General features: G+C 69.7%; 20 protein-coding genes. 10 read left to right on the forward strand and 10 right to left on the reverse strand.

What is annotated here, in order from left to right:
• Nucleotides 1–107: 107 nt before the first annotated feature.
• The 3 genes from OG413_RS46310 (at nucleotide 108) to OG413_RS46320 (ending at nucleotide 3,976) form a co-directional block, all read left to right on the forward strand.
• The gene (locus tag OG413_RS46310) at nucleotides 108–914 is read left to right on the forward strand and encodes a GntR family transcriptional regulator (protein WP_266815967.1); all 807 of its coding nucleotides are present in this window, start codon (nucleotides 108–110) and stop codon (nucleotides 912–914) included.
• Between the two features lie 451 nt (nucleotides 915–1,365).
• Nucleotides 1,366–2,754, forward strand: coding sequence for a hypothetical protein (locus OG413_RS46315; RefSeq protein WP_266815968.1), 1,389 nt, complete (start codon nucleotides 1,366–1,368; stop codon nucleotides 2,752–2,754).
• 220 nt (nucleotides 2,755–2,974) lie between these two features.
• Nucleotides 2,975–3,976, forward strand: coding sequence for a competence protein CoiA family protein (locus tag OG413_RS46320; RefSeq protein WP_266815969.1), 1,002 nt, complete (start codon nucleotides 2,975–2,977; stop codon nucleotides 3,974–3,976).
• 144 nt (nucleotides 3,977–4,120) lie between these two features.
• Here OG413_RS46320 and OG413_RS46325 read toward each other — a convergent pair whose 3' ends face one another.
• Nucleotides 4,121–4,330 carry a hypothetical protein gene (locus OG413_RS46325; RefSeq protein WP_266815970.1) on the reverse strand — a complete coding sequence of 70 codons (210 nt, stop codon included), beginning with the start codon at nucleotides 4,328–4,330 and terminating at the stop codon, nucleotides 4,121–4,123.
• Between the two features lie 302 nt (nucleotides 4,331–4,632).
• Between OG413_RS46325 and OG413_RS46330 the strand changes: the two genes are divergently transcribed.
• Nucleotides 4,633–5,007: an HTH domain-containing protein gene (locus OG413_RS46330; protein WP_266815971.1), complete on the forward strand. Its 375-nt coding sequence runs from the start codon at nucleotides 4,633–4,635 to the stop codon at nucleotides 5,005–5,007.
• 404 nt (nucleotides 5,008–5,411) lie between these two features.
• On the opposite strand, the gene OG413_RS46335 is transcribed toward OG413_RS46330, so the two are convergent.
• A complete protein-coding gene (locus OG413_RS46335; RefSeq protein WP_266815972.1) occupies nucleotides 5,412–6,221 on the reverse strand; it encodes a hypothetical protein in 810 nt (269 codons plus the stop codon).
• A gap of 1,283 nt (nucleotides 6,222–7,504) precedes the next feature.
• Here OG413_RS46335 and OG413_RS46340 point away from each other — a divergent pair.
• The 6 genes from OG413_RS46340 to OG413_RS46365 all read left to right on the forward strand — a co-directional run bounded on the left by OG413_RS46340 (nucleotide 7,505) and on the right by OG413_RS46365 (nucleotide 10,337).
• Entirely contained in the window at nucleotides 7,505–8,140 is a 636-nt protein-coding gene (locus tag OG413_RS46340; protein ID WP_266815973.1) for a hypothetical protein, read from the forward strand.
• Between the two features lie 83 nt (nucleotides 8,141–8,223).
• Nucleotides 8,224–8,757: a transcriptional regulator gene (locus OG413_RS46345; protein WP_266815974.1), complete on the forward strand. Its 534-nt coding sequence runs from the start codon at nucleotides 8,224–8,226 to the stop codon at nucleotides 8,755–8,757.
• A gap of 93 nt (nucleotides 8,758–8,850) precedes the next feature.
• Complete coding sequence (locus tag OG413_RS46350; protein ID WP_266815975.1) at nucleotides 8,851–9,147, forward strand: hypothetical protein; 297 nt, start codon at nucleotides 8,851–8,853, stop codon at nucleotides 9,145–9,147.
• A gap of 75 nt (nucleotides 9,148–9,222) precedes the next feature.
• Nucleotides 9,223–9,597, forward strand: a complete 375-nt coding sequence (locus OG413_RS46355) for an HIT family protein (protein ID WP_266815976.1) — start codon at nucleotides 9,223–9,225, stop codon at nucleotides 9,595–9,597.
• Nucleotides 9,594–10,088 carry a nucleoside 2-deoxyribosyltransferase domain-containing protein gene (locus OG413_RS46360; protein WP_266815977.1) on the forward strand — a complete coding sequence of 165 codons (495 nt, stop codon included), beginning with the start codon at nucleotides 9,594–9,596 and terminating at the stop codon, nucleotides 10,086–10,088. The genes OG413_RS46355 and OG413_RS46360 overlap by 4 nt, the downstream gene beginning before the upstream one ends.
• A 96-nt stretch (nucleotides 10,089–10,184) precedes the next feature.
• Nucleotides 10,185–10,337, forward strand: a complete 153-nt coding sequence (locus OG413_RS46365) for a hypothetical protein (RefSeq protein WP_266815978.1) — start codon at nucleotides 10,185–10,187, stop codon at nucleotides 10,335–10,337.
• A gap of 307 nt (nucleotides 10,338–10,644) precedes the next feature.
• Here OG413_RS46365 and OG413_RS46370 read toward each other — a convergent pair whose 3' ends face one another.
• The 8 genes from OG413_RS46370 to OG413_RS46405 all read right to left on the reverse strand — a co-directional run bounded on the left by OG413_RS46370 (nucleotide 10,645) and on the right by OG413_RS46405 (nucleotide 16,840).
• The gene (locus OG413_RS46370; protein WP_266815979.1) at nucleotides 10,645–10,935 is read right to left on the reverse strand and encodes a hypothetical protein; all 291 of its coding nucleotides are present in this window, start codon (nucleotides 10,933–10,935) and stop codon (nucleotides 10,645–10,647) included.
• Complete coding sequence (locus tag OG413_RS46375; RefSeq protein ID WP_266815980.1) at nucleotides 10,932–11,099, reverse strand: hypothetical protein; 168 nt, start codon at nucleotides 11,097–11,099, stop codon at nucleotides 10,932–10,934. The genes OG413_RS46370 and OG413_RS46375 overlap by 4 nt, the downstream gene beginning before the upstream one ends.
• 486 nt (nucleotides 11,100–11,585) lie before the next feature.
• The gene (locus OG413_RS46380; RefSeq protein ID WP_266815981.1) at nucleotides 11,586–12,770 is read right to left on the reverse strand and encodes a helix-turn-helix domain-containing protein; all 1,185 of its coding nucleotides are present in this window, start codon (nucleotides 12,768–12,770) and stop codon (nucleotides 11,586–11,588) included.
• A 145-nt stretch (nucleotides 12,771–12,915) separates the two neighbouring features.
• Complete coding sequence (locus OG413_RS46385; RefSeq protein WP_266815982.1) at nucleotides 12,916–13,554, reverse strand: hypothetical protein; 639 nt, start codon at nucleotides 13,552–13,554, stop codon at nucleotides 12,916–12,918.
• 158 nt (nucleotides 13,555–13,712) lie between these two features.
• The gene (locus OG413_RS46390; RefSeq protein WP_266815983.1) at nucleotides 13,713–14,939 is read right to left on the reverse strand and encodes a hypothetical protein; all 1,227 of its coding nucleotides are present in this window, start codon (nucleotides 14,937–14,939) and stop codon (nucleotides 13,713–13,715) included.
• A complete protein-coding gene (locus OG413_RS46395) occupies nucleotides 14,939–15,325 on the reverse strand; it encodes a hypothetical protein (RefSeq protein ID WP_266815984.1) in 387 nt (128 codons plus the stop codon). The genes OG413_RS46390 and OG413_RS46395 overlap by 1 nt, the downstream gene beginning before the upstream one ends.
• Before the next feature lie 163 nt (nucleotides 15,326–15,488).
• The gene (locus OG413_RS46400; protein ID WP_266815985.1) at nucleotides 15,489–15,854 is read right to left on the reverse strand and encodes a hypothetical protein; all 366 of its coding nucleotides are present in this window, start codon (nucleotides 15,852–15,854) and stop codon (nucleotides 15,489–15,491) included.
• Nucleotides 15,854–16,840, reverse strand: a complete 987-nt coding sequence (locus OG413_RS46405; RefSeq protein ID WP_266815986.1) for a ParA family protein — start codon at nucleotides 16,838–16,840, stop codon at nucleotides 15,854–15,856. The genes OG413_RS46400 and OG413_RS46405 overlap by 1 nt, the downstream gene beginning before the upstream one ends.
• Between the last annotated feature and the right edge of the window lie 69 nt (nucleotides 16,841–16,909).

The following is a 16,909-nucleotide window of genomic DNA, read 5'->3' on the forward strand; positions in this document are numbered from 1 at the left end:
AACGGCGCCGACGACACGCTAGACAAGGCGGCGAATCGACGTTAAACCTAGATCTGTCTTAGGGTGATCTCGCCTGAGACTTCTACGACGGGGAGACAAAAAATCCAATGACCGGCCCTAAGACGCCCAAGTGGCGACAACTTGCCGACCAGGTGCGTCGTCAAATCGAAGACGGTACGTACCCGCAGGGCGCCGCGCTGCCCCAGGTAAAGCCTGCCGCCGAGGCAGCGGGGGTCTCGTACGAAACCATGCGCGCCGCCTACAAGGCGCTGGAGTCGGAAGGGCTGGTGAGGAGCGTCAAGCGCACTGGGTTCGTGGTACTGGAGGCACCTGGCCGCCGACGGGTGACCCGGGGAACCGTAGTCACCCGCGACCCGGCCCGGGGCTACGTGTTTCCTGCGGCCTCCCGTCCCGACGAACCTTGGGAGGTCCACGGCCGCCCCTATCGCGCGGACGTCCCAGCCCCGGACAAAGTGGCTGATCTTTTCGGCATCCCACCAGGCGCTCAGATCCTTCGGCGTCGTCGCGTGACCTCGCCCGCCGGCGAGCCGCCGTTCCAACTGGTCGACACGTGGATCAGCCCGGATGCAGTGGCCGACGCTCCCCGGGTGGCCGAGCCATCGACGGGGCCGGGGGGCTACCTGGACCGACTGGAGGACGCGGGGCATGGCCCCATCTCCTGGTCAGAGACCATCCGGGTCCGAATGCCTGACCGTGAGGAAGCCCAGTTGCTCACCATCGCGATGGTCATGCCCGTGTTGGAGGCCACGATCATCGGCACGTCCGCGCTGACGGAGCACCCCATCGAGGTCACCATCAAAGTGATCCCGGGGGACAGAGTGGAGCTGGTCAGCGATCTACAGCGGTCTCGGGCAGCCCGCTGGCCGGTCACTCCAACCAAGCAGAAGAAGTAGATCTTCGCCCTGAACTCAGCCGACATCACCCCGCAGGGGAGAGACGGACCAGCAACAAAAGGTGTGTCCCACCCGTTGGGCAGCGATGTAGGAAGAAGAAGATGAGGCCCATGAAGCGCGAACAGCCCCCGTAAACGCCGCGACGGCCGTCCCTGTGCCACCAGGTCCGGCCGTCTTGAGTCGACTCGCTCGCTATGCCTGCTCCGAGTCGTACGTCGGCGGTAACGCCGGGCACCTGACCACGAGGGCCCGGGTACCGATATCAGAATAGCCAGACCTGGCCGCACCAAACAGCCACACGTGCGCCGCGTCACTTCTATCTGGTGATGATCCACCGTCGTACGGCTTCCCGATTCCAGGGGAGACCCAGCAAGATGCGCACCACTGTTCGACCGCCCGGCACGGACACCGTGTCCGGGATCACCTCCGCCACCCCGAGAGTGGGTGCGCGGTGAGGAAGCGTTCTGGACGGCCATCACGGTTCGCCGCCGTCCCCAATGAGACCATTGATGACTCGCTCAGTTTCGACCTGGAGGCCCTGGGCCTGCTGACCGTGGTGCTGCGCCACCGGGACGGTTACGAGATCACGTTGCCGGAGATCGCGGATAAGTACGGCTACGGGCGAGACAGCCTGGCCGGGGCCTGGGGCATGCTCCAGGTCGCGCGCTACATCATCAAGGTCAAGATCCAGTGGGCGCAGGACAATAAGTGGTCGACCGAAGTCGTGGTGTACGACACACCCGCCACGGACGACGAGATCAAGGATCTTCTGGCCAGCATCGCGGGGGAGCCGAACGTGCGGACCGTGAAGCGGGAGCCGCCGACGAAGAGCGCGCAGGAGCGGGCTGAAAAGCACGCCGCCAAGGTGAAGGCCAAGCGGAAGGCGAAGCCGGAGCTCCGCAAGCTCGACTTCGACGTGCCGGGGGAGAACGGCCGGGGCCGCGGCACGGACCAGGGGGCCGGTGCCGCCGCGCCGGCGGCACCGGCCGAGCCGCCGCGGAAGTCGGCGGCACCAAAGAAGAAGGCGAAGAAGAAGGAGCCGGGCAGGCGGCTGACGCAGCAGGAAGCGGCTGCGGTGAAGCAGGTGGAGGCGGCGTTCCCCGAGCAGCTGCTGCTTCCGTCGTACCGGCCGACGGTGCTGCGGGACGCAATCCTGGAGGCACTGAGCGCCCGCCCGCTGGAGGTCGTGGTCGAGCGGGTGAAGCGCCGGTGGTGGAAGCACGGCTACGAGGAAGCCGTGATGCCGGGCGGCAAGGGCATCGGGTCGCCGATCGGTGTCGCGGTGGCGCTGGTGCGCCCGTCGATGGACTGCCCGGACCCGATGTGCGAGGACGGCGTGGTTCTGGACACCGGCGTGCCGTGCCGGGCGTGCGAGCTGCGCAAGGAGGACCGGAGAAGGCCCGTGCCCGCGCCGCGGGGTGAGTCTGGCGAGGGACAGGGCGAGGGCGCCCCGGCGCCGCGGCGCTGGAAGTGCCGCGGGTGCACGACGTTGGGCAAGACGGGCACCGAGGCTCCCGAGGATGGCCTGTGCGGCCTGTGCCGCAAGGACGAGCAGGAGGCCAAAGCGGCGGCTGCGCGGCTGAGCGAGGAACTGGCGCAGGCTGAGGCCCTGCGGGAGGCCGAGCGGGAGTGGCTGGCGCGCGAGCGGTGGGTCGACCTGCTGGAGGACGCCTACTGGGAGCACGCCGAACGCGAGCGGGCGGCCACCGAAGAGCGAGAGAGGCGCGACGCGGAGGAGCAGCAGCGGCAGCGCGACGCGGAGGAGCGGCGCCTCATCCAGGAGCAGATCGCCCGGGAGAACCCGGAGTTGCTCGCCTACTCGCAGACCGCGTCTGCCTGACGTACGGCCGGGACGGCCGTACCCCGTAATGGGGTACGGCCTTTCGGCACGTCCGGACTCTGGAAGATCGTGAGTGCGGGACTGCGGTCGGGCGTCCGCGCGAGCGCGGTTCGGCTGCGCGGTACGGAGGGAAGGGCACTTCTCGTGAACAAAGCCACACTGTCAGTGCCCGTTGAGATGCTCTGCGTACGCGAATTGGGTGAGTTGAGAGGAGTGTCCGGTGCTGGACGATCTGCTGGTGGTGGGGTTCGACCTGGAGACGCAGACCGAGGTCCACATCGGCGAGAGGCCCCTGGAGCAGTGGCGGGCGCTCGGCTACGGACAGCGGGCGACGGTGGTGTGCTTCTACTGCTGGCGCGGCATCGACGCCTCGACGGAGACGAAGGTGCCGCTGCTGGCCCGGGGCCGGATCGGCGGCCTGGTCCGGCCGCACTTCGCGCACCCGGCCGGAACCGCCCCGCCCGGCGGGCACAGCCGGGAAACCGTCTGGCACATCAACGCCAAGCACCGCCTCGCGCATTGGGCGGATTCTCTGCCCAATGTCACCCGGGTGCGTCTGGAGCAGTGGACGCCGGACCGCGACCGCCGCGCCGATGTCCACGTCATCCTCGATGACGGTGCCCGCCTGGCGCTGGAGGCCCAGCGGGAGCTGATCACCGACGAACTGTGGCAGGCCCGGCACCGCGACTACGCCGCCGCCGGTGTGCAGGACGTGTGGTTCATGCGCCCGGACACCCGCATCCCGCACGTTCTCTTTGCCGAGGGCACCCCGGCCTGGACGCTCTACCACCGCGATGAATCAGCCGAGGCCAGACTGGGGGAGCCCCACGAGCGCGGCCCGCAGTGGTGGACGCAGGACCTGCGCCTGTTCGGGCCGCACCACCCGCCGTGCGCTGGCGACAGGGTCGCCTGTGAGCGCTTCCCGCTCGCCGACCTCGGCCTGGACGCCGACGGTGTGACGTTCCCGCCCGCGATGACCCGGCGCCTGGCCGATCAGGCCGCCCGGGTACGGCGGGACGCCGAGCAGGCCCAGCGCCAGCAGGAACAGGCCGCGCAATGGCGCCACCAGGCCACCACCCGGCCGGCCCGGCCCTGGCAGCCCACCCCTCTGCCTCCTGTCCGGCCAGCGCCCCGACCCACGGACGGGACACCGTTCTGCAAGGTCTGCCACCGCCCGCTCGCCGAGGCTCTGGTGCGATACGGGCGGCACATGCTGTGCTGAGGAAGACCGCTCGGCTCTGCTCACATCTGGCAGCGGCGGAATCAGCGGGGCACCCCGCTCACCCCTGGATACAGGGGTCGACCGGCGGGCGCGGCACGTTCCCGTTCCGGCAGTGCCGTAGTCCGTGACTCCGGTAGTGCCGGACTACGGCACTACGTCAGCTGGGCCGGGTCCGAGCGGGCGCCGCATGCCGCGCGGTGCCAGCTGGCGTTCGCCGTCGCCGTCGCCGTCGACGGCGGAGCGCGGCTGGTCGGCGGCACGGTCGGCGGCGGTGCCCGGCCGCGGAACGGCCGTGTCCGGCGTTAGGGGGCTGGGCTGAGGTCCGGTGCCCAAGGGGCGGCGGGTGGTGCTCACGAGCCTCATCCTGGCAGGCCCGGGCGGGAGCTCGGGCTCGCCGGACACGTCGGAGACGGCAGCGGTTTTGCCCGCCGGGGGTGTGCGCGTTGCGCACGGTTCACCCGGGGCGAGGCATCACCCGGAGTAATGAGACCTGTACGATCCACCCGGTAACAAGCTGGATCAAGAAATGCGAACGGCCCCCAAAGGTTTGGTCGCCAGGGGGCCGCTCGCTGCGATGCTTCGGTTCCCACTGTACGGGCTGCTTCCGATTTCGGGGCACTCCGCGCAGGGTCCCGGGGCGGGAGAGGCGTACCCGCATGACCCCTGAGCAGGCGAGAGACAGCCTGATCCACGAACAACCCCTGGGCTACTCACAGACGCCCCAGTGGGTGATCAAGGCAGCTTACAAGTACGTGTGGCTGTACGACTGGCTGCGCGCCCGGTACGGCGGCCTCGACGAGACCTTCCCCGGCATCGACACGTTGGCGAAGGAGTTCGGCGTCTCCCGCTCGACGATCGAGCGGACGATGCGGGAGCTGCGGAAGGTCGGGGCACTTGAGGTCCGTCGGCGCTTCCGCAACAGCGACGGCACCATCGTGACGCTGCGCGACGACGAGCCGTACACCGGCAACGGGGCGCAGACCACGAACCTCTACATCACGAAGTTCTACCCGCCGGCGCAGTCTGCCTGACCGCCGGACTCCAGCCCAGCACGCAGGCCCCTGTCATCTTTGACGGGGGCCTGTTGGCGTCTCCGGTCCGGGCCGCCGCCCCGTCATTTCTGACGGGGTCCCCCCGTCATCTTTGACAGGGGGTCCCCCCAGCAGAAATGACGGGGGGACCCCGTCAGAAATGACGGGCAAAGTACACAGAGTTGATCTACACAGAGAAGCTGAGCGAGACAGAGCCATGAGCCACACAGAAATCGTGTGCTGCGCACGCTCATCGACTGCCGGGGGCTTCCGCTGCCCCCGGCCACCCCGCGCCAGCGCCTTGGATGCGCTGGACTATCCCTAGGTCATGGTCCTGCGCTTCGCGCACCATTCCAGGCCTGGGGGCCTTCCATTGGACCAAGCCCCCTGGAAGTAGTGGTTGATCACCATCGTGGCTGGGGTCCGACCTGATGCAGGAACAGAAACCACAGGACGTGCGTGCGCGCGAGGCGGCGGCCGCGCTCAACCGCCCTCGATGTGCCGGTGGCCCGCGTCGCACTGGCGGCGGACCATGGACTGCTTCTCCGGGTCGCCGTGGACGGCCTTGGCGATCGTGCGCAGGACAGCTTGTGGTCGTCGTGGAGGTGGACGACCAGCACCGCGGCGCGGGCCTCCAGGAGCCGGGCGAGGTGCGTCGTGTGGGCGGCGGCGGCCAGGGCCTGCTCGGCGGGCTCGTACGGGTCGTACTCGTCGCCCAGGGCTTGCAGAGCGTGTGCGAGTTCGCCGGAGTCGACGGAGCGGGCGAGATGCCCGTGCCGGTCGTCGACCCGGTTCCAGCGGATCTCGACACAGCACTCGCTCGGGTGGGTCACGGTGACGGCCACCGTGGTTCTCCTTCCGGCCGGGGTGTGCGCAATGCGCACACTTGATCGTGCCGCCCCCGTCGGCGGCGGCACCCGGCTCCAAGGCCGCGCTCCCTCTATGGCCCGCGCCGAGCTGGACCGCTCGGTCTCCAAGGCGACCTGGTTGCGGCTGCTGTGGCGGCCGAACACCGCGGCGACGTCCTGCGACGTCTTCTTCCACCACTCGTCCTCGGCGGCCAGGTCCTCGTCGCCCAGCTCGGTGGTCCGGCAGGCCGTCGACGGCCTGCCGGACGGGGTCCAGCGCCCCCGCCCGCCGGCGCTACCGACCCGGCGACGGCGCCCTCGGATGGCACCTTCACCGCGGCCCGCAACGGGGTCTACCTCTGGCACGTCCCACCCCTCTGACCTGGCTCCGGAACCCTTAATCGAAGCGTTTTCCCAGGTCAGACCCGACAACCGAACAGCCGGTTGTCGGGTCTGACCTGCGTAAATGATTCGTTTTCGCAGGTCAGACCCGACAACCGTTCTCCCGGGTCCCGGAGAAAGCTGGTGCCCCTATAGAAGACTGGGGTTACAGAAGACGAGAGAGAACACAAAAGCGCCTTGCGGCGCGTGCGCCGCTGGGGACGCCCGGAGGGCTAGGTACAGGTAGTAGCGCGCGAACGTGTGCGTGAGGCGGCTGCGCCGCGACCGAGGCGCCACGGCGCCAAGCAGTTCGCCCCTTCCCCAAGAGATTCACCCGGCGGCCGGTGGCCGCAATCCAGTCCGTCACCGGGCGGGGCCTCGACGGGCAACCGCCCCTCTCGTCCCCCTAACAGGCCGACGCGCCGCCGGTCCCCGGACCCCTCTCCCCCGGTACAGGGGCTCATCGCACCCTCACCACCGTTGCCGGAGAGGACCCCCCGACGTAGAAAGCGCAGGTCAAGACCGCAACCACGGCCGAGCCGCAGGCTCATGACAAGCGGAGCGGCGTGCGGCGGTCGGTCTAGGGCGCCTGGGCCTGTTAGGGGTTAGAGGAGGGAGGCGCGGGCCCGTCACCCGTCGGGGTGAAGGCCGGTGCCAGGGTGACGGCATCGTCGTGGCTGAGGTGATGACGGGCCCGCGCCGTGGGCGGCTGGCCTGAGTCCGTACGTGCAGGTCAACCCATGAAAGGGACGCCCCTCCGGGGCGACTCAACGCAGCCCAAATCGGCTCCGCCGGGGGCGCCCGTGGCGCCCCCGGCTCCACCGATGGGACAGCGGACGCCCTACGGGCGGCAACCAGGAGAGGAGGGAGGCGCGTCCCTGAGCGGCCCTGTGCGGCTCTCGGGGCTCGATCGGCACTCCCGGGCCTCCGTGCCGGGAACGGCGCCCCTGGACCCCGCCGGGGGCGTTCTCGGGGGTCTTCTGTGGCGGACGTGACGAGGGGTTCCGCAGGTACGGAGGGCTGCCCTCCCCCGCCGGGTCCCCGCCGGCGGGGACCCGCCCGGCCGCCCCGGCGCACGGCTGACGGAGTACCGAAGTCCGGCACTCCCGTACTGCCGGACTCTGTAATTTTATGCATAGAAATGCAGGTCAGAGCCTTGATGCTGTGCCGCCGCAAAGAATCATGACCGGTCCCCCTTGTGGGGAGGGGTACGAGATTCGTACAGTCATTGGTGTACGAAAGACGTACAGCACCGGAAGGGGTCACCCGTGGAGCACAAGCTCAGCAGGACCGAGGACGGCCAGACCGAACTGACCATCCGCTGGAACGAGCAGGAGGACGACCCGATGGGCTTCCTCTACGGCTGGGTCGTCAAGGGGCACCTGGAGAGTTTCCTGCGCACATTCCCGAGGCCGGGCTCGGGCGGCAGCCCGGTCGACGCGGAGGACGCCTACCGCCTGGCCTTGGGGCTGAACTGGCTGGCCGAATTGACCGACCGGCGCCTGGAGCTGCTGCTCCTGTTGCTGCGCGACCAGTACAAGGCCTCCTGGGGGACGCTGGGCGCCGCACTGGACGCCTCCCGGTCCACCGCCAAGTCCCGCTACCAAAAGATCGCCCGGCAGTACGCGGAGTGCGGCAACTACGTGGACGAGACCGGTATCCACTCCGGCCCGCCCGCGGAGGTCAAGCAGCTGGTCGAGACCCGGCTGCGCTCCCGCGAGGACCAGGACCGGAAGGCCGAGAGGGCCGTGGCCAAGCTCAAGGCCGGGGACCGCGTCCACTACCGCCTCGACACCGCCCGTCAGGGCACCGCTGTGAAGACCGCCCTGGGCCAGTGGGTCATCGACTGGGACGACGAGGGCGAACTGCTCACCCCCGGCGAGGACATCGTCCCGCTCGGCTGACGGAGCGAGGCGGCCGACTCACTGCCAGGCGACCGGCCGCCCCGCCTCTCCTCCCACCTCCCGCAACGAGAAGGGGAACTTCCATGTTCTCGCATGCCTCGCACACCGACACCATCGCCACCTTCGCCGCCGTCTTCGTCACCCTGTGGGTCGCCCACACCGTCGGTGACCACTGGCTGCAAACGGCGGTGCAGAGCGCCCAGAAGGGCCAGCACGACCGCAACCCGGGCGAGTCCAGCCGCGTCGGGCGCCTCGCCTGCACCCGCCACCTCATCGGCCTGACCCTCACCAAAGCGCTGCTCCTGGCCCTGTCTGCGATCGTCCTCGACCTGTCGCTGACCGTCGCCGGAGTCGCCATCGGACTCGGCCTGGACGCCGCCTCGCACTGGTGGGCAGACCGCCGATCCAGCCTTGCCTGGCTCGCCGGGGTCGCCGAGAGCGTCGGGATCACCGGCAAGACCGAGTTCTACAACCTCGGCACCGGCGCCCACCCGTTCCACCCCGTCACCGCCGAAGGCAAGCCCGCCGGGCACATCGGGACCGGCGCGTATGCCCTTGACCAGGCATTCCACGCCTTCTTCCTCTTCCTCGCCGCGCTGATCATCGCGGCCGTCTGACGGCCCCGTGTGCCGCTCTGCCCGGAACAGTGAGCCCGGACGGAGCGGTGCGCAGGGCCGGACAGCCCGGCCGGACTCAACCGAAGGGGCCCGATGATCCGCACCGCCATCACCTGCGACCGCGAGGACTGCCTCGCGCTCTACCTCCCCGACGTCGACGCCGGGGCCGACGTTCTCGAACGGGCTGCCCGTGCGCTCGGCTGGCAGCGGCTCACGGCCATGTCCCACGCCTGCCCCGGCTGCGTGCGCGGCAGGGGGCCGGTGCTCGAACGGGGCGAGTGCCCCTGCTGCTGCGGCACGACCGTCGACCGCAGCAACGGGGCGGTCTGCCACTACTGCGGACACGTCAGCCCGCACCCCGTCGACGACCTTGACCTCGACCTCGACTGACGACGTCCGGGGCGCCGCACCTGCCGCACCCCGGACCCGGCTCCAAAATCGTTGACCGGACCAAGGAGTTCTGACATGAACTGCGTCTTCTGCGCCATCATCTCCGGGCAGGCGCCCGCAACCATCCTGCGCGAGTGGGACGACGCACTCGCCATCAAACCGCGCGGCGGCGTCAACGAGGGGCACACCCTCGTCATCTCGCGCACCCATGTCGCGGACGCCGTCGAGGACCCGGACGTCACCGCTGACACCGTGCGCCGTGCCGCCCAGTACGCGGCCGAGATCGGCGCTGGCCTGAATCTCATCACCAGCGTCGGGCCGGACGCCACGCAGACGGTGTACCACCTCCACTGGCACATCGTTCCGCGCGCCAAGGCCGACGGCCTGCCGCTCCCCTGGACCCCGCAGCACGCCGCCCGCACCGCCACCCAGAACGGAGCCACCTCATGAACACGGTCAAGCTGGTCATGGCCCGCGAACCCCTCCCTGCGGGCCCGTCCGTCTTCCTCGCGGGCCCCACCCCCGACAAGAGCGCTCCTGTCCCGTCCTGGCGGCCTGAGGCCGCCCGGCTCCTGGGCGAGCAGTGGACGGGCCAGACTCCGCTGACCGTCCTGAGCCCCGAATCCCGCAACGGTGAGCGGGCCGACCGCTACGAGACCCAGGTCGACTGGGAGACCGACGCCCGCGCGGCGGCGACAGCAATTCTGTTTTGGATTCCCCGCGATCTGCGCACCCTTCCGGGAATGACGACCAACGTCGAGTTCGGGCTGGACGTCAGCACCGGCCGAGCCGTACTCGGCTGCCCGCCCGACTGCCCCGACCCCCAGCGCAACCGCTACCTGATCTACGTCGCCCGCCGCAACAGCGTCCCCGTGTGCACCACTCTGACCGACACCGCAGCCGCAGCGCTTGCGGTGGTCGCTGCCGCAGCGCCCCGGTAGTCGGAGGTCCACCGCATGCCAGCTGCGGCCAGCGGGAGACCCGGGCCTCCACCCCCCGACAGCACTGACCACCACCACACCCACCAGGAGACACCCATGAGCATGATCTTCGGCTTCAGCGACGACGAGATCGCCCCCCTGCCCGATTCCCTCACCGACCAGGTGGAAAGCACCGTCCACCTGAGCGACGGCGCCACCCACACCGACGCCGGCGGCAACACCTACACCACCAACGCCAAGGACAACTGACACCCCAGCGGGCGGGAGCGCCCGGGGATGAACCCCGACAACACCGGAGTGCGGCAGTTGCAGAGTCTGTGACTCTGGGACTGCCGCACTCCGGCATTTCGTGAGTCCGGCACTCACGGACTTTGTAGGGCTCCCCCGCTGGTCAGGACAGAAGGGCGTTGTTCGCAGCCTGCCTGAGTCCGTGCCGGTTCGGGTCGCGGCAGACGCCTTTCGTAGTGCCGCATCCGGAGCAGCCCTGCCCGCCTTCGTCGTTCGCGGGCGGGGCCGTGATCAGTCTGCTGTCCATGGTGGTTCCAATCAGGCGGGTTCAGATATGACAGCCGCACGCACAGTCGGGCCGTCGGCAGTGGTCGTGGCCGTCGGCGAGGTGGGGTTGCTGTGCCGCACGGCAGTGGGCGCTGTGCGTGTCGCCGCGGAGCTGCTCGGCCAGGGCCAGCACGTCATCGAGCAGGGCCCCTGAAGCTGCTGCCTCGGCAAGCTCGGCATCCGTGATCGGTTCGCCGTGCCACAGGAGGGTGACCCCGTGTTCGGGGCACCGGGCCATGTCATCGGTCTCGATCGCGAAGTCGTGGACACCGCCGCTGTGGTGGCACTTCACTCGGGCCCCCTCTCCGCACTGTCCGGGGTGTTCGGCCATTCCCTGTGCTCGCTGGGGGCGCGCCAGTCGTAGTGGGGGCCCGCGTGGCCGGGTGGCTGGGTGCACCGGGCGTACGTGCCGGGGCGCTCCGCCCAGCAGTACCCGTACCCGATCGGCGCGCTCATCGGCGTACTTCCCGCCAGGCGCGGCCGAGCCGTATGAACGTCCCGCAGAACGCTCCCGTACGGCAGGTGGCGCACGCGAGGGTGTGCCCGAGGTACACCAGATACGCGTGGTCAGGGGGTGGGAACCCGGCCCGCTGCTGCGTCGACGCCATCACCGGGCCGCCCTCCGCTCCGAGCACGCCAGGGCGTCCACGCACTCACGGGGGAACCACGCGTACGCGGCACCAGTGGCGGGGGTGACCCGCTGCTCACCGAGGTCGACACCCAGGTCGGTGCCTAGCCACGCCGCGCACCACACGCACGCGGCGCCGCGCCGCTGGGCATCGGGCAACTCTTCCGGATCAGGTAAAAAAACCCCGGCAGGGTCAGGTGCAGGCACAGTCATGGTCGGCTCCATGTCAGAGGCTGGTGACCACATGGTGGAGGCACGAAATGGCCCCGACTATCACGGGACGGTGATAGCCAGGGCCAGAGGATGACTGCGTGTCAGGCGCTCAGCCAGGAGCCGAAACTGAGGAAGCTGTCAGGTAGTTGGCGCTTCGCTGCCTCAAGCCCTGAATACGTCTCCCGGACCGTCTGGTGATACCGAGCCTGCTGCGGCGCCGCCTTCCGCGCACGCCGCAGATTACTGAAGGCGTCGTCCAGCGCCCCGTCCCACATCTGTGCGCGGGCCAGCTCGGCAAAGTGGTGCGACTGGCGCGAGGCCGGCCACTTCTGCGGCATCGCCACCGCGCGGCCGATCTGCGCGGCCTCCCCGTACTCGTCCAGCTCGGCAAGCACGCTGACCCGGTGCACCGCTACGTTCGTCGGCCCGAAGCTCAGCCAGTGCACGTCCGAAGCATCGCCGGTGGACTGGGCGATCCGGTGGGCCGCAGCCAGGTGGCCGTCAGCCGCTGCCCGATCCTTCGCGCGCCCGGCCATGACTGCTGCCCCGAGGTGCAGTTGCCCCGTCAGGACATCCCGATCCCGGCCGGGATCGGCCTGGCCGAGGATGCTCAAGCCCATATGGATCAGTCGGTCGCCGGTCCGGTACTGTCCGGCCCGGAGATAGGTCAGTGCCCGCATGTACCGGTACATGCCACCCACCACCGCGTCGGACCCGCGCTCGGCCGCCCACTCCATGCGGGACAGAGCGATCGTCGCGAGGTCGGGGTATCCGAGCTTCGATGTGACGTCGTACGCGGTGCGGTAGTACGAGGCAAGGAGCAGCCACCCCTCGGTACTACCCGCACCGTGCGCTGCCGTCGTCGTCTCGATGATCAGGCCGGGAAGCTGGCTCGCCGCCTGCTTGATCTCGCCCGCGCGCACCGCGACGAGCAGCTGCTCAGCATCGTCACGAAGAAGCTGATGCGGCCGGGGAGCGATCTCCGGATCGGCCCCAAGGTCGTACACATCGAGCGCCTCGCGGATCGGCTGGATCAGTATGTCCAGCTCATCCGCCCGCAGTTCGGTGAGGTAGGGCTGGCCAGTCACCGTGGCGACCTCGACGTGCAGGGCACGGGCAACCGCCGCAATCAGGTGCGGACTGGCCGGGAGAACGCCCTGCTCCGTTTTCGTGAGGGTGGAATAGGGGACCTGCGAGAGATCCGACAGGGCCTGTTGGGTGAGGTGGCGTTCGGCGCGGAGACGCTTGATGCGTTGACCGGTGTGGTCATGAGGATGAGCAGGCATACTGACACTCCGTTCTGACTCGACACCAGAACGGTACCCGCGGTCGACTCCGCCGGTACCTCAGTGGCCCCGCCGTCACAACGGCGGGGCCACTGCCGGTTCCGGGATACCGCCACGCACGATCCGGGGACCCGCCGGGGCGCGGTCAGGCAGGGACCGGGACACGCGCGTCGTACTGGGCCACGGTCCAGGCGATGACCTGGCAGGTGTAGACGAACCAGTACTCGTACTCGGTGAACTCCCACCCGGCTGTGTCGAAGCGGAAGCCCTCGAACTCGAACGCGGCGAGGGCCGCCCTGGCTCCCGCCTCGGTCTCCAGGTCGGCGCTGCTGTAGCGGGAGAACAACTGCTCCTCGACCTCGCCGACGAGCCCGGGGTGACCGGCTTCCCCTTCCTCGGCAGCCTGCTTGATGTAGGCGCGGACGCGATCCTCGGTATACGCCTGAACATCCTTGATGCCGTGGGGCTGGACCTTCTCCGCCCAGTAGCGGGTGTCGACATCCCAGTTGCTGTACTGGTCCATGCATCCCCGGAAGAAGGCGAGCATGTCGTCGTCGCGGCGGAAAACGTGGGTGCCGGTGTGTCCGGTGATCGCGAGGGCGCCGGGCCAGGTCGTCACCTCGCACCAGTACGCGGTGGACTTCGGCATCTCGACCTCCAGGTGCCGGTAGAGGCCGTCGTCGTGCCGCACGGTCACCTTGGCGTCCACCGATTCGGCGGCGAACCGCTCCTTGATCTCCGCGATCCGCGTCTTCAGCTCGGCGTCCGGGTCGATCGTGGTCATCCTCGTGTCCTCTCGCCTTGGGCCAGGCCCTCGCCGCCTAGCCTTCGCGGGTACAACGAACGGCCTAACGGGTCGGATGCGCCCGCCCCTCTTCCTGGCGCCGAAATACGTGAGTCCCAGAGTCTGTTACTCCGGGACTCACGTGACGCGGGTACTGGTCAGACGGCTTTGGCCTTGGAGGGGCGGCCCCATCCGGCCGCACGCTCGATCGCCTTGAGGAGGGTGGGGTCCCACCCGGCGGCGGTCAGGTCCGCGGCGGCAGTCAGGCCCGCCTCGGTGAGCGCGGACAGCTGCATCATGTGCTCGATCCCCTCGGCCCACGCTGCCCGCGCGGCCTTGCGGCAGGCGAGGCGCGCTTCGAGTTCGACGGTGGTGTCCGGTTCGCCGGAGCGCCGCACCTGGGCGAGAGTGCGGCCGCACTCGGCGACGTCGTCCAGGAGGACCACGGCCTGTTCGGCATCCGGCTGCCGGGGGGCGGGGGATGCCTTCGGGCTGACGCCGCGGCGGAGCTGTTCCATGCGGGTGGGCAGTGGCACCCACGAGGGCTCGCCAGCCATCAGTTGGTTGGCCTGGTCGACGGCCCGGGTCCAGGCCCGGAACAGGCCGCGCGGTTCCAGGGGAGTGCCGGGCGGGACCGGGTGGTCGCCGCGGTGGTTGGCGCGCAGTCCCACCCACAGTGCCGCGGCGGTGCCCCCGACCCGCTCCATGAGCGCGTGCCGCTCGACGAGCCACCGGCGCAGCGCGGTCCGGGACAGCCGGGACAGGGCAATCAGTTCGACGTACGCCTCCGCCTTGCCCCACCCCTGCGGCCTGCGCACGATCCGGATCTCTTCGAGCGAGGGGGCGAGGTCCTCGATCCGGCACGCGCACAGCTCGCCGGAGCGGGCCCCGGTGTCGACGGCCGTCGCGCCGATGGCGAGCATCCGGATCTGTCCGGGCAACGCGCCGTCCCGGTCGGCGATCTCCTCCAGGGAGGTCCGCAGCAGGGAGCGGGCCCGCGTGGGTACGGGCTGCTTACGTGCGGGGTCGGGCTGCGGGGGCAGGTCGGCGTACACCCTGGCCGCCTTCGCCAGGAGCGCCAGTACCTCGATCCGGGTCTGCCTTGAGTTGTCGCCGCTGCTGGCCTTGGCCGAACGGCGTACGCGCAGGGTGCCGCGGGCGGCGAGGTCCAGGTAGGCCTCGACGGCGGTCCGGCGGAAGAGGGCGCGCGCTCCTGCTTCGTTGTCGAGCGGGTGGTCGGCGTGGGCGAGGGCCCGGCCGTACTCGCCTGCCACCCATCTCACCTGGCGGCCGCGGGCCTCGGAGATCTCTTCCTCCCACGAGCACACCTCGACGGCGGCGGCGCGCAGCACTTCAGGACCGGTGAGGCTCTGGTCGACAGGCATCAGCGGGCCTCTCCGGAAGCGGGCCGCCGTACGGCCTGCCGGACGCCGCGGGCCGCCGGGGACCACGACAGTGCGGCGCCGCCGTGAAACTGCCGGAAGGCGGTGTCCTTCGACAGGTCGGCCGCGCCGCCGATCTCTGTCCAGGTCGCGGTCTTGCCCCCTGGGCGGCCCTCGCCGCGCAGGGCGCGGCCGACGGCGTCGTGCGCAGCCCGGCCCGCCGTGTCGGCGACGAGCATCATCAGTTCGAGCTGGTGCAGCGGGTCGACCGCGAGGCCGACCGCTTGGGCGAGCAGCTGCACGCGCTCGGCCGGAGTCGTCGTCTCGTCGGCGGTCGCCTGACGGACCAGATCGTCGATCTGTTCGGCCATCATGTCGACGTTGTCCACGCGAATTCCTCCCGTTGTGTCAGAACAACGAACAACGGCAGCCTAGCGGCATTCCGTTGTGTCGAGACAACAAACGGGCGCGGTTGGCGAGAACCGCGCCCGTTGGCCGAATAACAAACTCCGGGAGTGCCGGACTTCCGGAGTCTGCATCCCCCCCCCGCTCCTAGCTGGCCTCCTCCTGCTGGGCGGCGGCCCGACGCCGGGGCAGTACGGAGCGCAGCAGGTCCTCTTCCGTGTCGCCGCGGAGCCGGTTTGCGTGCACCCGCAACAGCACGTCGACGGCGACGCGGATCAGGGTGTTGTCGGTGATGATCTCCGAACGGTCCTGGCGGCGAGCATTCACGTGCCGACGCAGGTCGGCGAGATCGGAGAGCTGGTCGGCGCGCAGCCGGGCCTCCTTGCGCTCCAGCGTCGCCCACTTCGGGTCGTCGGACTGGTCATCGCCGTCACCGATCAACTGACCGAGGACGGCGCTGCCCCCGACAGCACCGCCCTTGCCGTTGTCACCGGTTCCACCGATCTTGGCCATCAGGCAGCTTCCTTCGCGGGCAGGAGGAGTTGGGCGAGCTGGTCGTAGTCGACAGCGGTCGTGGCACGGGAGTCCAGGGCCCGCAGCGGCAGGCCGTAGTTCGGCGCGGCCGCGGCCTTCACGTTGCGCCGGGCGGGCGCGATCATCACTTCCGGGTAGTCCCGGCGCACCGTGGCGGCGATCTGCGCGGCGTGCTTGGACTTGCTCCAGTCCGTCAGCACGGCGGCCGCCACCACCAGGTCCGGGTTCTCCACGCCCTGCACGCTCGTGATGGTCTCCTGGAGGTCGACCAGCGCCTTCTTGTCGAGCCCGCTCACCTTGAGTGGCAGGATCAGCTGGTCCGCCGCGACCAGTCCGTTCACGCTGAGCTTCCCCAGCGAGGGCGGGGCGTCGATGATGGTGATGTCCACGGGGACCGTCGAACGGCTGATCGCCGCGCGCAGCATCCCGTCCCGGGCGGCCTTGCCGTCGAAGTTGACCAGGTCCAGGTCCTTGTACGACGGGACCAGGTAGAGGCCCTTCACGGCCGTCTCGTACGTCGCCTCGTCCAGCGGCTGGCGGCCGTACAGCACGTGCTTGAGGTTGTAGCGCTCAGCCTCGGGAACTCCGTCGAAGATCGGCGCGAGCCAGGCGCCGGTGATCGAGGCGTCCTGCGGGTCGGCGTCGATGATGCGGACGGTGTAGCCCATCGCCACCCACGCCGCCGCCAGTTCGACGCAGGTCGTGGACTTGCCCGCGCCGCCCTTCTGGTTCACCACGACGTACGTGCGGTGTCCGGTGAACGGCGCCGGCGGGAGGACGATCAGCGGCGGGACGAAGATCTGCGCCTTCGCGTCGTCGCGGTAGTCGAGCAGTCGGGCAATGGCCTCGTCGATCGCCTCCTGGGGCTTGTCCAGGAACGGGATCAGCTCGTCGACGCGCCACTCGCGTACGACGTCCAGGCGCTCGACGGTGTCGGGCAACGGGCCCAGGACGGTCATGGTCATGTGCTACTCCTCAGCGGCATGGGCCCTCTCTTCTCTCCGGTCTGCGACTCCGCGACTCCGGCATCCCCG

This window comes from Streptomyces sp. NBC_01433 (genome assembly GCF_026340105.1).
GTDB lineage: Bacteria > Actinomycetota > Actinomycetes > Streptomycetales > Streptomycetaceae > Streptomyces.